At 44.0% G+C, this 14,430-nt stretch carries 10 protein-coding genes and 1 tRNA gene; 8 read left to right on the top strand and 3 right to left on the bottom strand.

What is annotated here, in order from left to right; genetic code table 11:
- Positions 1-83: 83 nt before the first annotated feature.
- Positions 84-1,529, bottom strand: coding sequence for a methyl-accepting chemotaxis protein (locus tag SNR28_RS05405; RefSeq protein WP_375748190.1), 1,446 nt, complete (start codon positions 1,527-1,529; stop codon positions 84-86).
- A gap of 549 nt (positions 1,530-2,078) precedes the next feature.
- Between SNR28_RS05405 and SNR28_RS05400 the strand changes: the two genes are divergently transcribed.
- Positions 2,079-2,663 carry an ACP phosphodiesterase gene (locus SNR28_RS05400; RefSeq protein ID WP_375748189.1) on the top strand — a complete coding sequence of 195 codons (585 nt, stop codon included), beginning with the start codon at positions 2,079-2,081 and terminating at the stop codon, positions 2,661-2,663.
- 80 nt (positions 2,664-2,743) lie between these two features.
- Positions 2,744-4,030: a DEAD/DEAH box helicase gene (locus SNR28_RS05395; protein ID WP_375748188.1), complete on the top strand. Its 1,287-nt coding sequence runs from the start codon at positions 2,744-2,746 to the stop codon at positions 4,028-4,030.
- Here SNR28_RS05395 and SNR28_RS05390 read toward each other — a convergent pair.
- Complete coding sequence (locus SNR28_RS05390) at positions 4,027-4,776, bottom strand: TetR/AcrR family transcriptional regulator (protein ID WP_375748187.1); 750 nt, start codon at positions 4,774-4,776, stop codon at positions 4,027-4,029. The genes SNR28_RS05395 and SNR28_RS05390 overlap by 4 nt on opposite strands.
- A gap of 170 nt (positions 4,777-4,946) precedes the next feature.
- Here SNR28_RS05390 and SNR28_RS05385 point away from each other — a divergent pair, with 170 nt between their 5' ends.
- The 3 genes from SNR28_RS05385 to SNR28_RS05375 are packed head-to-tail and all read left to right on the top strand — an operon-like array spanning position 4,947 to position 10,158.
- Positions 4,947-6,017, top strand: coding sequence for an efflux RND transporter periplasmic adaptor subunit (locus SNR28_RS05385; RefSeq protein WP_375748186.1), 1,071 nt, complete (start codon positions 4,947-4,949; stop codon positions 6,015-6,017).
- Complete coding sequence (locus tag SNR28_RS05380) at positions 6,017-7,084, top strand: efflux RND transporter periplasmic adaptor subunit (protein ID WP_375748185.1); 1,068 nt, start codon at positions 6,017-6,019, stop codon at positions 7,082-7,084. The genes SNR28_RS05385 and SNR28_RS05380 overlap by 1 nt, the downstream gene beginning before the upstream one ends.
- A gap of 47 nt (positions 7,085-7,131) precedes the next feature.
- The gene (locus SNR28_RS05375; protein WP_375749903.1) at positions 7,132-10,158 is read left to right on the top strand and encodes an efflux RND transporter permease subunit; all 3,027 of its coding nucleotides are present in this window, start codon (positions 7,132-7,134) and stop codon (positions 10,156-10,158) included.
- 183 nt (positions 10,159-10,341) lie between these two features.
- On the opposite strand, the gene SNR28_RS05370 is transcribed toward SNR28_RS05375, so the two are convergent.
- Positions 10,342-10,857 (bottom strand): NUDIX hydrolase, encoded by a 516-nt coding sequence (locus tag SNR28_RS05370; RefSeq protein ID WP_375748184.1) that lies wholly within the window; start codon positions 10,855-10,857, stop codon positions 10,342-10,344.
- Between the two features lie 193 nt (positions 10,858-11,050).
- Here SNR28_RS05370 and SNR28_RS05365 point away from each other — a divergent pair, with 193 nt between their 5' ends.
- The 3 genes from SNR28_RS05365 (at position 11,051) to SNR28_RS05355 (ending at position 14,419) form a co-directional block, all read left to right on the top strand.
- Entirely contained in the window at positions 11,051-12,712 is a 1,662-nt protein-coding gene (locus tag SNR28_RS05365; RefSeq protein ID WP_375748183.1) for an ATPase RavA domain-containing protein, read from the top strand.
- Between the two features lie 12 nt (positions 12,713-12,724).
- Positions 12,725-14,170 carry an ATPase RavA stimulator ViaA gene (gene viaA / locus SNR28_RS05360; RefSeq protein WP_375748182.1) on the top strand — a complete coding sequence of 482 codons (1,446 nt, stop codon included), beginning with the start codon at positions 12,725-12,727 and terminating at the stop codon, positions 14,168-14,170.
- 175 nt (positions 14,171-14,345) lie between these two features.
- Positions 14,346-14,419: transfer RNA gene (locus SNR28_RS05355), tRNA-Cys, on the top strand.
- The last annotated feature ends 11 nt before the right edge of the window (positions 14,420-14,430 follow it).

Here is a 14,430-nt window from a genome sequence, read left to right as displayed (position 1 = left end):
TTAGCAGAAATAGAGGATATGACAAAAGAAAAGCCTGCTCTCAGAGAAAGCAGGCTTCAACTAAAAATTTACGTAATGCGGGATTAGTTGGTTTGGTAACCAGCCAGAACGTTATTTAAGTTCTTGGATGCATTACTTAACTCACACACACCGGAAGCTTGCTGCTCAGCAACGCCGCGAATGGTCTCTGACTGAGTGCGGATCTCACTAAGCTCGCGTGCGATATCGTTCGCAACCGCGCTCTGCTGTTCCGCAGAGGCTGAGATTTGAATACTCATATCCATAACCGCTTTCGATGATTCGGCAACGTTATTAATGTCGTTACCAAGTTGTGTGATTAGTTCGCTACTCACCTGAGCCTGATTCACGGTTTCTTCAGTTTTGTTCGCAATGTTGCTGGTCTCATTTTGAACTTTCTCAATCATGCTTTGAATTTCTACCGTTGCTTCTTGCGTGCGGCTTGCAAGTGTTCGAACTTCATCCGCAACAACAGCAAAGCCACGACCTTGTTCTCCAGCTCGCGCTGCTTCGATAGCTGCGTTCAGTGCCAGAAGGTTCGTTTGTTCAGAAATACCGTTGATCGTAGTGATAACCTCGTTAATTTGAGTCGTGTTTTCGCTCAGTGTCGACACAGAAGCAGAGGTTTGAGAAATATAACTAGATAGCTGGCCAATTTCAGAAATCGCGTTTTCAACCAGGTTCTGGCTTTCAACAACAAATGCAGAATCTTGTTCAGAGCGATCAGCGGTAGATTGTGCAAGGTTAGATACTTCTTGTGCTGATGCGGTCATTTCTTCCATTGCTGTTGCAACTGAATCTAGTGAGGCGTGCTGATTGTTGATTTGTGCTTCACTTTCTCTCGTTTCTACTTCGAAGCTTTGAGACGTACCTTCAAGAGTCGATGAACTGGTTTTAACGACTTTTACAAGATCAGTTAATGTGTCCATCGCGTTATCCAGCGCACAACCAATAGTACCGAACTCATCACGGCCAGGATGGAATCCAAGACGTGAAGTCAGATCACCTTCAGCAATTTTCTTTGTGGTCTGCCAGAGAACCCACAGCGCGCCACCAAGGAAGCTTGTTACCCAGTAGCAAAAAATAGCGAATGGAATAACCCATAAGTAGGTGAGTGCCAAAGTTGTCATCGCTCCGTCTGTCACTTTTGCTTCGGCAGAGGCTACGTTTCTTGTCAAGGATGCGTAGCGACCATCACCAACTCGTAATGTGGCAGTGACATTGTCACCTGAGCGGGTGGTTTTAGCTGACCCCGAACCTGACAGTTTTACACCTGCTGATGACAAAGCATCAAAGTTCTGCGTTTTGTCAGCGATTAAGACCATCCCTTGAAGTTCTGCTTGTACAGATGATTCTGACTGAAGTTGTGCCGCTTCCATTGTGTCGTTGTATCGACCAACAGCAGAAGTGGTGAGTGCCAGAATAAACAGGATAAAAATTACCCAGAATTTGTCCATGATAGACATTTTTATAAATAGTCTATCTATCAGTCTAAAAGGAATTTCTTTCATGATGGCTCCGATTTATACCTTCTCGCGTGCGTTAAAATGCGCACTCTATTCTTGCCCAATATCTCATTCTTAGTGTAATTATTATTATGTTTGCAGCTCGTTAGTGTGATGTTTATCACTTAAGCCGCAGTTTAAGTAACGTATCACTTATATGATAGTTCACCAACAGGAGTGTGCTTTTAATTAATGATTCTATAGATATTGTTACAGTGTGTGAACACAAAATATTTACAATTAAGAAATAACTCCATAGCAAACGTTTTCCTATGAAGTGGTGCATATTTTTTGTCATAAAGAGCAATGTTTCTCTGTCAACTGTAGAAAAAGTGTCATATAAGAATGGTATCAATACTCATAAGAATCGAAGGAGTAGACGTTATGAGTGAACAGTACAACGAAAACGAAAGCTTGGAGTGGATGGACGCGCTTGAGATAGGCTTTGACCTGTCTGATTTTGACATTGATGCAGATACGTCAGAAGAAAATTGATACTCTATTAAATCTGTTGAGTTATTCAGGAGAAACCAGCCGTGCGCTGGTTTTTTTATTATGAACTTTCTAGCACATCTGCATATTGCACAACATTGTCAGAGTGATTTAGCCGGTAACCTGCTTGGTGATTTTGTTAAAGGCGATCCGTATAAAAGTTATCCGGAAGACGTTGCAAAAGGAATTAAGTTGCATAGGTTTGTTGATGTTTATACGGACAATCATAATGCAATGAAATGTGGGAAAAGTTACTTTCCTGATGAGCTCAGGCGATTTGCGCCTATTGCCTTAGATCTATTTTGGGATCATTGCTTAGCCAAACATTGGTCGGAGTATCATCACCAGACTCTTGCTCAGTTTTGTCTCTATGCCGAGTCAGAAACCAGCCATTTGAGTTACACCGTTCCTGATAAGTTTCTACAAATCAACTCCAAAGTTTGGCAAGGAAAGTGGCTTGAGTCCTACGAGCGCTTTTCAAATCTTGAGCATGCTCTATACAGAATGTCTCTCCGAAGTGAAAGAATGGGCACATTAGCGGGATGCTTTGACTCGCTGGCTCAGCATTACGACAAGTTAAATGCACTGTTTCCCTCTCTGTATAATGACGTGTTGGAAGCTGCAAAAGCTCATAGTCAACAGATGTAAGTCGTTTATTCGATAGATACGCTGCGCGGACAAAAGATCTTTGCTAGAATTCGCACCTTTGTTCAAAAGCGGTTCATACCATGTCAGAAAATCAAGCAGCACAAGAATCAGTAGACTTCGCGTCACTAGAACTTATCCCTCAATTAATTGATGCTACTAGAGCACTTGGTTTTACTGAAACGACACCTATACAAGCGCAGGCGATACCCCATGTTCTGAAAGGGGAAGATTTACTCGCTGGAGCGCAAACAGGTACCGGTAAAACAGCCGCTTTTTCTTTACCTATTATTCAGAATCTTTTAAACACACCAAAAGGCTCGTCAGATCAGGAAAACATAATACGTGCTTTGATTGTTACGCCTACCAGAGAGTTAGCACAGCAGGTGTACGATAGTATTGTCAGCTATAGTCAGGAAACGGAGCTTAAAGTGGTTGTCGCTTATGGTGGTACGAGTATCAAAGTTCAGCAACAGAAGTTAAATGGAGGTGCTGACATCCTGGTAGCCACTCCAGGTCGTTTACTTGATCACGCTTACACTAAGGCAGTGTCACTTCGTAAAGTTGAAGTATTGGTTCTGGATGAAGCAGATCGAATGTTGGACATGGGTTTTCTACCGGATATTCAGCGAATTTTGAGAAAAGTGCCAGAAAAGCGTCAGACGATGTTGTTTTCAGCAACGTTTGATAAAAGGATAAAAACGTTAGCCTATAAGATCCTAAATAATCCGAAAGAAGTACAGGTTGCCTCGGAAAACAGCACGGCAGAATCCGTTGAACAGATTCTCTATCCCGTTGATAAAAAGCGTAAAAGAGAGCTTTTGGCCTATTTAATTGGTTCTAAAAACTGGCAACAGGTTTTAGTGTTTACTAAGACAAAGCAAGGCTCTGATGCACTGGTCAAAGAATTGAAACTCGATGGAATAAAAGCAGCATCGATCAATGGGGATAAGAGTCAGGGGGCTCGTCAGAAAGCACTTGATGATTTTAAGTCAGGAAAAATACGGGCTTTGATTGCGACAGACGTGGCGGCAAGAGGGATCGATATCAAAGAGCTGGAGTGTGTGGTGAACTTTGATATGCCTTATAAGGCTGAAGACTATATTCATCGAATTGGTCGCACCGGTAGGGCTGGCCAAACTGGGCTTGCCGTATCTCTCATGTCTCGCGACGAAGAGTACTTGCTGGAAGCTGTCGAAAGGCTTATCGACAAGCGTGTACCTCAGGAGTGGCTGCAGGGATTCGAACCAAGCCTGATTGAAGAGATCGAAGAACAATCACGACCACGGAAAAAAAGCCGCTCTTCTGAAAAACGTAAGCTAAAAGCGAAACTTAAAATCCATCAGGGCCGTGGAAAGAGAAGAGGCTAGTTCTCTTCTCTACACTTCTCTGTACAGGAAAGGGCTTCTTTCCATGCTTCTGCTACAGGCAAAAGCAGCGAAGAGAGGTCCTCAGGGAATATCATTTTGTCCTCTTCGACATGGAAGCTGCTTGCGACTTGTTTGTTATAGAGGTCCCAGTGCTTCTTCAATAGCTTCTGCTCGTCACCTTTTTGATCAGGCCAAACGGTTTTCAACAAAGGTTTTAAACTCGTAGCAGCGTGAGCGCTACCAATGAGAATCCATTTCTGCTCCCACATGTCGACAGGGTTCTCAGGATTATCTTTGTTGTATTCATCTATCAGTTCGTCAAAAACATGTTCGATCTCACCGTGACAATCAACAAAATAATCAAAGAACTCGCCTTCTTGACGTACGGTTTCAGCAGTGAACTGTATCGGTTCTGGTATGAGCAGCATGTGGGCATGCAAATGAACACAGAATTGATAAAGCCTTTCGTTGGCTTTTAAATCGGAATCCATTTTCTCCAGGAGACCGAAAATATAGTCTTGCATATACTCGTGGAGCTTATCACTGATGGCATACCAGATTTGCTCTTTACTACCAAAGTGGTGTCTGATTAAGCTGTGGGAGACACCTGCAGACTCACTGATATTTCTCAGTGAAACACGCTCATAACCTAATGTGCAAAACATTTTTGCTGCAACACACAAGATCTGATACTTGGTTGCTTCAGCTGTTTCGGCACTTCTTCTGCCTTGTTTTCTTACACTCATAATCTTACTTCTCAAAAAGACGACGTAGTTCTACCAAATTTCGTTCCAATCGTCATGATATTTTTATTATCCAGATGGAAAATAATGATTGATATTATATCATTTCTTAATATACTGCACGTCTGTGTAATAAATATTTACTATCGATCTAGTAATTGGGAGACAACAAGGTGCATAACAAAACCTTCGTCACATTATTAAAGGTTGCTGTTGTTGGTGGCTTCGCTGCTTTTCTATCAGGATGCAACCCGGCTAACTCAGAGCCACAGCAGGAGATTATAAAACCTGTAAAGCTTTATCAGATACCCGCATTTACAGGGGACGGATACGATGCATTTCTTGCTGAAGTAGATGCAGGTGAGCGTTCACAGCTCTCTTTTCAGGTTCCTGGTGTTATAGAAAACCTAAAAGTTCATGAAGGGCAAAAAGTAAAAAAAGATGAGATTTTGGCCTCGTTGGATCCTAATGATTATCAATTAGCGCTAGACGCGTCACAGGCTCAGTTTGAACTCGCCGAAACTCGATATGAAAGAGATAAACAACTTTTTGATAAGAAGCTAATTAGTGCTGATGCTTATGATCAGTCAGAGACATCATATAAAGCAGCAATAGCGAATCTTGAAGAAGCTAAAACTGATCTGAGCTACACAAATATTAAAGCCCCTTTTGACGGTATCGTTTCTCTTAGCTTTGTAAAGACCCACCAGTTTGTTGGCGCTAAGCAACCCATTCTAAACATCATCAATAATGAACAGCTCGATATTAATATCTCTATACCTGTCCCTTACGTTGATCGTGTCGGGATAGCGGCATTGCGTGAAGGTAACTATGCAGTGGTGTTTGATGTTCACTCCGAGGTGATGATACCAGCAGCATTTAAAGAGATGTCTACTCAACCAAATAGCGATACCAACAGTTACAACGCAACAGTTTCAATTATTCGTCCAGATGCGATGAATATATTAACGGGAATGACGGGTCAGGTACTTCTGGCAAACACTCGAGAAGCGAAACCAATTCAACTTCCTGCTGGTGCCTGGATTTCCAGAGAAGAAGGCAAAGGAACAGTTTGGTTGTTTGAATCTCAAAGCAATACGGTTAAAGCAGTGGAACTATTACTGGATGATTCTGGTTTTGTTACCGATGGATTGAATGCGGGAGATTTTGTCATTATCGCAGGAGCGAAAGATTTAAATGAAGGTCAGGTAGTAAGAGCCTGGACAAGAGAAGGTGGTATTTAATGCGCAAGCGTAATCTGAAATTTGCCCTGTTACCTCTGGCTGTAGCAACGCTTATCGGCTGTGGAGAGGAAGTGATAGAGAGGGAGAGAGCGCCATTAACTGTTTCGACGTTTGAAGTTCAAAAGCCACTAGAAAATCAATACCGTAACTTCAAAGGAACGGTAATGCCAGCAGACTTAACGCCAATCTCATTTCGTATCGAAGGAGAGCTTGAGTCTATTCTGGTAAAAACCGGACAGAAGGTTAAAAAAGGCGAGCTTCTGGCAAAACTGGATGACAGTAAGCTGAAGCAGCAATTAGCTGATTCTCAGGCTCAGTATGAGCTGGCAGTAAAACAGCACAGCAGGGGTAAAGATCTTATCAAGAGAAAGATGATCTCCCAGTCTGAACTTGACGAGCTGACAGCAAATCGTCGAATTGCAGAAGTTAACTTTAAGGTTGCCAGCAATAACCTTGAATACACGAGACTAACAGCGCCATTTGATGGTTTCGTTTCAGAAGTGCCAAAAGAGTCGTTCGAGAGTGTCACCCCGGGTGAAACGGTTCTTAATGTTTATCGTGGTGATGTTGTAAGGGTTAGAATTTCAATTTCCGATGTTGTTCTTGCTGCCATTAACCCTGATGACGAAACGCGTGAGTATCAAATTCCAACACGATACAGCGGTGACGAGCGAGATTTTATTCTTAAGTATTACGAGCATTCGAGCGAACCAAGCGAGGGCTCAAACGCCTTTGAATTCTGGCTTGAAATGCCTCAGGTATCCCCACCTATTTTGCCGGGTTCAACGGCGAATCTGGATGTAGACATGCTAGAAGCGGGCTTGGCCGTTGTACAGGGATACGAAGTACCGATGACGGCTATAGATGCCGGCGAAAAACCGGGCGAATTCTTTATCTGGAAATATGTCGATGGCGTCGTTCATAAGCAGAACGTCGATGTTATCAAAGTACACAGTAGTGGTGCTGTTATTTCACAGGGCGTGAAACAGGGAGATCAGTTAGTGAGCTCAAGCCTAAATAAGTTACGTAATGAAGCCTCAGTGGTTGTGGTTGGCGAGGAACAATAATCGTGAATATAGCAGAATACTCAATTAAACACCGGGTTATCGCATGGATGTTTCTTGTCATCCTGATCATCGGTGGTGTGCAATCTTTTCTGGGCTTAGGGCGTCTTGAAGATCCGAAGTTTACCATCAAAGAAGCGATGGTTATTTCAACTTACCCTGGAGCAACAACAGAAGAAGTAGAAGAAGAGCTGACATACCCTCTTGAAAAGCAAATTCGTCAGCTGCCTTACGTAAAAAACATACGTTCTATATCATCTCGCGGGATGTCTCAGATTCGTGTTGAAATGAAGTCGATTTACGGTGCAGAAGAACTTGCCCAGATCTGGGATGAGATGCGTCGTAAGATTAATGACCTGCAGCCAACGCTGCCATCTGGAGTCAACTCTGTTCAGATTATCGATGACTTCGGGGACGTATATGGCGTAATGCTGATGCTCACTGGTGAAGGATACTCCTACGTAGAGCTTGAGCGCTATGCCGATACACTTACCCGTGAGTTAGACCTTGTTCCCGGTGTCGGTAAAGTGTCGCAAGGCGGTGCACAGGACGAGCAACTGTTTGTTGAAATTTCCATCGACAGACTGGCGTCTCTGGATCTCGATTTTAATAACGTTGCAAACCTGCTAACAACGCAAAATAGCGTCGTGTCTGCCGGAGACCTGATGATCAATGGACAGAGTATGGTGATTCGACCAAACGGATCTCTAAACTCAGTTGAACATCTAGAGAATCTGATAATCAATGGACGTGATACGGGTAACCTTATTCGCTTAAAAGATGTGGCGACCATTACCCGAGGTATCGCGGATAAACCTACCAACGTTCTGACCTACAATGGTAAACCGGCAATCAACCTTGGTATCTCTTTTGCTGACGGCGTGAACGTTGTTGAAGTTGGTGAACGAATAGCTAAACGCATTGGTGAGCTCGAAAGCATTAAGCCAGCAGGGCTAGAGTTGAACTATTTTTACAACCAGGCTCAAGAAGTTGACAGTTCGGTACAGGACTTCGTTATTAGTCTTGCAGAAGCGGTTGGTATCGTAATCGTTGTACTTCTATTCGCCATGGGTATGCGCAGCGGCATCATCATCGGGCTTGTGCTGCTGTTAACCGTGTTCGGTACCTTCATGTTAATGAAAGCGACCGATGTAGAGCTGCACCGAATTTCTCTGGGTGCCTTAATTATCGCACTGGGTATGTTGGTGGACAACGCTATCGTTGTTGTAGAAGGTATTCTTGTTGGGTTGCAGAAGGGTAAAACCAAACTTCAGGCATCCGTCGATATCGTTAAGCAGACTCAATGGCCATTGCTTGGCGCTACTGTTATTGCGATAACCGCTTTTGCGCCTATCGGATTGTCTTCAGATGCAACCGGTGAGTTCATGGGCTCATTGTTCTGGGTATTGTGTTTCTCGCTATTCTTTAGCTGGGTGACTGCTCTGACATTGACGCCATTCCTGGCGGATCTTCTGCTCAAGGAAAACAAACCTTCTGAAGACGGTGAAGTAGTAGACCCGTACAAAGGGGTACTGTTCGTCGTATTCGGTGCGCTGCTTAAGTTCTGTATGCGTTTTCGCTGGCTGACTGTAATTGGCATGGTTGGTTTACTTTTCGGTGCGATTGTCGCGTTCGGAAGCGTAAAACAGTCGTTCTTCCCGGCATCAAATACACCTATGTTCTATGTCGATCTTTGGTTACCGGAAGGAACGGATATTCGCGAAACCATCGAGCAAACAGAGAAAGTTGAAGAGTACATCCGTGCTCAAGAAGGAATCGACTATGTGACGACATCCGCAGGGCAGGGCATGCAACGATTCATGCTGACATATGCTCCGGAGCAGTCTTACGAGGCGTATTCGCAGGTTCAGATCCGTGTGAAAGACAGAGAGTTGATCAATCCAATGATTGAGAAGCTTGAAAAGGAACTGCCATCTATTTATACCAAGCCAGATTTCCGATTCCGTGTACTTGAGTTTGGTCCTTCTCCTGCTTCGAAAATTGAAGCACGTATCTCTGGACCAGAGCCACAAGTACTGCGAGAACTGGCTAAACAGGTCGAAGATGTCATCTCGGCCGACCCGGGTGCCCGCAACGTTCGTCATGACTGGCGTGAAAGATCTAAAGAGCTGGTTCCTCAGTTTAATGAGTCTAAGGCACGTCGTCTTGGTGTAACCAAAGAAGATCTATCGAACACACTTCAGACCGCTTTTGGTGGCTCAACCATCGGTATGTTCCGCGATGGCACTGAGATTCTGCCAATCGTAGTGCGCTTACCGGAAGACGAGCGAGTGAACTTTGATACGGTTCAGAACCTGGGTATCTGGAGTCCAACGCTGCAAACCTACGTTCCTATTGAGCAGGTTATTGACGGAATCACCATGGAATGGGTCGAGCCTCTTGTTCTACGTCGTGACCGTAAGCGAACTCTGACGGTACTGGCTGATCACGATATTCTGGGTGACGAAACACCAGCCGTGTTGTTCTCAAGAGTCCGTCCGGCCGTAGAAGCCATTGAACTGCCTGAAGGATATGAAATTACATGGGGTGGTGAGTACGAGTCTTCGTCCGATGCACAACAAATGCTGTTTAGCTCATTACCAATGGGCTACCTATTTATGTTTATCGTAACCGTGTTCCTGTTCAACTCGATCAAGAAGCCGCTGGTTATCTGGTTTACCGTGCCGCTGTCGATCATTGGTGTATCAATCGGTCTGCTGGGTACTAATATGCCGTTCAGCTTTACCGCTCTTCTTGGTTTGCTGAGCCTGAGTGGTATGGTTCTGAAAAACGGTATCGTACTGATGGATCAAATCAACATTGAGCTTGAGTCTGGTAAAGAAAAATATCAGGCAGTATTCGATAGTGCGATTAGTCGTGTACGACCAGTAAGTATGGCAGCGATTACTACGATTCTGGGTATGATCCCGCTGGTATTTGATGCGTTCTTTGGTTCGATGGCCATTACCATTATGGCTGGTCTCGGCTTCGCAACAGTATTGACTCTGGTAGTTGTACCAGTGATGTTTGCTTTGTTGCACGGTGTTAAGCCACCGAAATCCAAAGAGGCGAACTGATTTAAAGATCTATGGAAAGAGTCTTATTAGGTCCAGGATAGTGCCTAAAGCCCTGCCTTCCACATTGACAATAATTGCTAAGTGAATGTGGTTTTCCACTGCCTTTGGTAGGGCTCTTCTCTTATTTTTACGCCAGTTTACCTTCGAAGGTAGACTGGCGTTTTTCATGTAATGCTATTTAGTTTATAAAACTCCGGCTAGTTTTGCTCTGAACAACGCGGCAATGGTTTTGGAGTCGGTAATTTCTCCTGACACGACTTTCGCTTCTAACTCGTTTACAGAGTATTGTTTTACCTCAATAACTTCGTCGTCGTCGCAACTAAGTCGATTGGTTTTCGTCAGCTGTTTTGCCACAAAAAGAAACTGTGTCTCATCACAAAAGCCCGCCAGAGGTGTCAGCTCTCCTAAAGGAAGTAGATCACGCGTGCTATAACCAGTCTCCTCTTCTAATTCACGTTCAGCGCATCTCATTGGATCCTCGCCAGGTTCCATGGTTCCAGCCGGTATTTCAAGCATCCACTTTTTAATGGATGGTCGATACTGGCGGGTGAGGACGATTTCCCCACTTTCTGTCACAGGAAGAATAACTGCAGCACCCGGATGGGTGATTGAGGTATGGAGCACCTCTAATTCATTTGGCAGAGTGATATTTTCCTCAATGAGCTCAATATTCTTCCAACTGTGTATTTTTGTAATCATTGTTTTCAAACCTACGAGATACTGATCGTTGGGGTAAGGTTACACGTTTGACGGGCTAGATGCGATGTTATCGTAAGCTCAGATCTGAAAATTCATGCGTTACACAGATCAATTATCACAACATTACAATTAGTAACAATTGAATAACAATGTCAAAATCTTATATATCAAAAACAAATAAGTGAAAAACCGAATGCGAGCCCCGAGCAGAAGCCACGCAAATAAAGCACTACTTTCAGAAAGAATCAATAAACTGGCTAAAGCCCTCTCAGATGGCGTTTACGAGAGGGAAGATACCGTGAAGTTATGCCTGTTGGCGACACTAGCCGGGGAGAGTGTGTTTCTTCTAGGTCCTCCGGGTATTGCAAAGAGCTTAATTGCCAAACGTCTAATTCATGCATTCGGAAACAGCAGTTATTTTGAATATCTCATGACGCGTTTTTCAACACCAGAAGAGGTGTTTGGCCCGCTGAGTATTCAGGAACTTAAAGACAACGGCAAGTATGTTCGTCTTACTGACGGGTATTTGCCGAAAGCCGAAATTGTATTCCTGGATGAAATCTGGAAAGCAGGCCCTGCGATTTTGAACACCTTGCTTACGGTTGTGAACGAGAAGACATTCAAAAACGGCAATGAAATCGAAAAAGTGCCGATGAGGTTGCTGGTGACGGCATCCAACGAGTTGCCTGACGAAGATAGTGGCCTGGAAGCGCTGTACGACCGTATGTTGGTACGTGTGTATCTGAATCGTATCCAGAGTAAGCAAAACTTCAAATCTATGTTGACGGTTGGCACACCTGATGAAGCGACAATACCTGAAGAGTTGGTGATCACCGACGAGGAGTATCATAGCTGGCAGGAGGAGTTGCTAGAAGTAGAGTTAACCGATACGGGTTTTGAAAAGCTTTATGAACTAAAAACCATGCTTGAAAACCAGATTCAGGATTTGAACTCGGAACTGGCGGACAAAGATCTCTACGTTTCCGACCGTAGATGGAAAAAATCGGTCAAACTTTTGAAAGCCAGTGCCTACTTTAATGGTAGGGATACGGTTAATCCACTGGACTTGCTTCTGCTCCGAGACTGCTTGTGGCATAGCCCTGAGTCGCGAAATCTGGTAATGAAAGTCATCAAAGAGTTCGCCCTGTATCACGCATTTGATCAGGATGTTATCCATCACCAGATTAGAGTCTGTCGAGATGAGTTGGCAGCGATTAAAGAAGAGATAGAAAGTCAGTTCTCAATGATGTTGTCTATGGAAACCCAGAACAAGTTGCTGCGCAAGTCGGAAGGGTTCCAGTACGATATATCAGATGCACGAACTTACAATGTAGGTTCAAGCCGTGGACTTATAAAGTTAGTGATGCTGCTTAGCAATATGTCGGTGAACGAATCAGAAAAAGGGGACAGCCGCTGGGTATATGTCTCCCGTGATGAGCTTGAAAAAGTCATCAGGGAAGGTGGCGGTGATGCTTATGGTTACGTGAACCAGAACACCAACATGTGTCGTTTGAGGTTTGATCTTGGGCCTGCGAATAACCTTGTTATAAAAGACATTGCTAACCGCTCCGTTCCTGTAGGAATGGTGAGCAGGGGAGGGCTTTCGAATGATTTATACGAAGAATGGTGTAATAAAGCGGATCAGGCTTTAGCACAGATCACTCATGCCGAGCATCACCTTAGAAAAGTACGTTCAGATTTTCATGGTGCGCTACCTCATAGCTTTGTTGACCCTTCACTGCCGCGTGAGATGGAAAGTAGCCTTCAAGGCGTTCTTGAGGAGCTGGAAGAGATCAAAGAGCAGAGTGAGAAAGCGGCTCAAAGAATTAAGAACTTCAACCAGTTTTTTGAATAAGGAACATTTCAGGTGCTTGGTGCTGACGGTCTAAATCTGGCAATGATGGTTGCCGAATCAGGAATAATAGATAGTGCGGTAAACGATCTTATTGGCCGCTCTCAGGTATTAATGATTCCTGAAAACAGAGCTATTAAAGTATCTCTGAAACGACAGATCGTTAAATGGCGAGGCAGCGCTAAGAAAAGGATCACCAAAGTTTGTGAAACCGAGCATTTTCAAAAGGAACTCGACCTTTATCAGGAAACGATTCATCTAACGGAAGAAGAGTTCTACCAAAAGCTTCCCTCTATTTTGGAACGACTCGATTGGCACTCCTCTTTTCATAAGAAAGCGAAAAAGCTGGTTAAAAGGAACAAGGGGGTCAACAACCCGGTGTTCCCGCATTATTTTTGTGAGCAGTGGTACAAGAGCCTCTCCAAAGCAATTAAGCAGGCAGAAATCGCTCAGTTAGAGTCAGACAAAGAGAAGTTTCTCGCAGATCTTTACCAGCGTATTGAAACTTTGCAAAACATGGAAAAGCTGGAAGAAGCAGGGGACCTTAAGCAAATTGGGCGACTCTGGGATATGGCTGCTGCGAGGCTGTCCCAAAAAGACGTGTCGACCATGAAGCGATATGCGGATTTCTTAAAGAAAAATGGAGACCTCCAGGCTATCGCAGAACAGCTTGGCAGAATGGCGAGCAATGTCGATGATCCTAGCCTGCATAAGACGCCTACTGAAGAGTTAAAGCTGGTTGAAGAGAAAAGTGACGAAGCAACGGATGACATCGTCGGTGTGTATGAGAGTGATGATATCAACCGCATGCTTCCTAATGAAACCATGTTTTTGGCCTATCCTGAGCTGGAAGTCGTGTTCTATAAGCATCTTGTTGATAAACGATTGATGAACTACAAGGTCAAAGGAAAGGCTCGAAAGCTACGCAAAGTTAAGGCGCAAAAACCGGAAGCCAAAGTGGCCGATATCGAAAAGGGGCCATTCGTCATTTGTGTGGATGCATCAGGTTCGATGAGCGGTTTCCCGGAGCAATGTGCTAAGGCAATGGCGTACGCGCTGATGCAAATTGCCCTGGCTGAAGATAGAGACTGTTACGTTATCTTGTTCTCTACCGAACAGATCACTTATGAACTTACTCGTCAGGATGGGTTAAAAGAGGCAAGTGATTTTTTATCTTATCAGTTTCATGGCGGTACAGATTTTGAACCCGTTCTGATAAAAACAGTCGAACTGATGCAAACGAGCAAGTATCGAAATGCAGATATGGTTGTTTTATCAGATTTCATCGCTCCAAAACAACCAGACGAGATATTGTCACTCGTAAAAGATCTGCAGTCACAGATGAATCGATTCCACGCGATTTGCTTGTCTAAATATGGTAATCCGCAATTGATGCAGATGTTTGATCACTGTTGGTCTTATCACCCAAGTATGTTGGGACGCATTATGAAGCGCTGGTAACGGTGATTAGTTGATCAGATTGCTTTTTTATTGTTCGAACAAACAAAAAACTTAAATATATATTTGACTCCAAAAAATAAAAGCGTAGAGTACGCATCACCGCAAAGATGAAGCAACTCATTGTAATATTGTGAATTTAAGCGGTTAGGTTCCAAGCAGGAACTGATTCAAATGAGGCGCGTTGGCAGAGTGGCTATGCAGCGGATTGCAAATCCGTGGACCTCGGTTCGACTCCGGGACGCGCCTCCATTTCTTCTCTC

Source organism: Vibrio iocasae (genome assembly GCF_042245395.1).
Taxonomy (GTDB): domain Bacteria; phylum Pseudomonadota; class Gammaproteobacteria; order Enterobacterales; family Vibrionaceae; genus Vibrio; species Vibrio iocasae.
Note: the sequence above shows the minus strand (reverse complement) of the source record. Positions and strands in the feature narration are given on the sequence as shown.

What these genes read in the sequence shown, in the direction of transcription:
- SNR28_RS05405 (WP_375748190.1), bottom strand. Translation starts at nt 1,529, where the DNA reads ATGAAAGAAATTCCTTTTAGACTGATAGATAGACTATTTATAAAAATG.
- SNR28_RS05400 (WP_375748189.1), top strand. Translation starts at nt 2,079, where the DNA reads ATGAACTTTCTAGCACATCTGCATATTGCACAACATTGTCAGAGTGAT.
- SNR28_RS05395 (WP_375748188.1), top strand. Translation starts at nt 2,744, where the DNA reads ATGTCAGAAAATCAAGCAGCACAAGAATCAGTAGACTTCGCGTCACTA.
- SNR28_RS05390 (WP_375748187.1), bottom strand. Translation starts at nt 4,776, where the DNA reads ATGAGTGTAAGAAAACAAGGCAGAAGAAGTGCCGAAACAGCTGAAGCA.
- SNR28_RS05380 (WP_375748185.1), top strand. Translation starts at nt 6,017, where the DNA reads ATGCGCAAGCGTAATCTGAAATTTGCCCTGTTACCTCTGGCTGTAGCA.
- SNR28_RS05375 (WP_375749903.1), top strand. Translation starts at nt 7,132, where the DNA reads ATGTTTCTTGTCATCCTGATCATCGGTGGTGTGCAATCTTTTCTGGGC.
- SNR28_RS05370 (WP_375748184.1), bottom strand. Translation starts at nt 10,857, where the DNA reads ATGATTACAAAAATACACAGTTGGAAGAATATTGAGCTCATTGAGGAA.
- SNR28_RS05365 (WP_375748183.1), top strand. Translation starts at nt 11,051, where the DNA reads ATGCGAGCCCCGAGCAGAAGCCACGCAAATAAAGCACTACTTTCAGAA.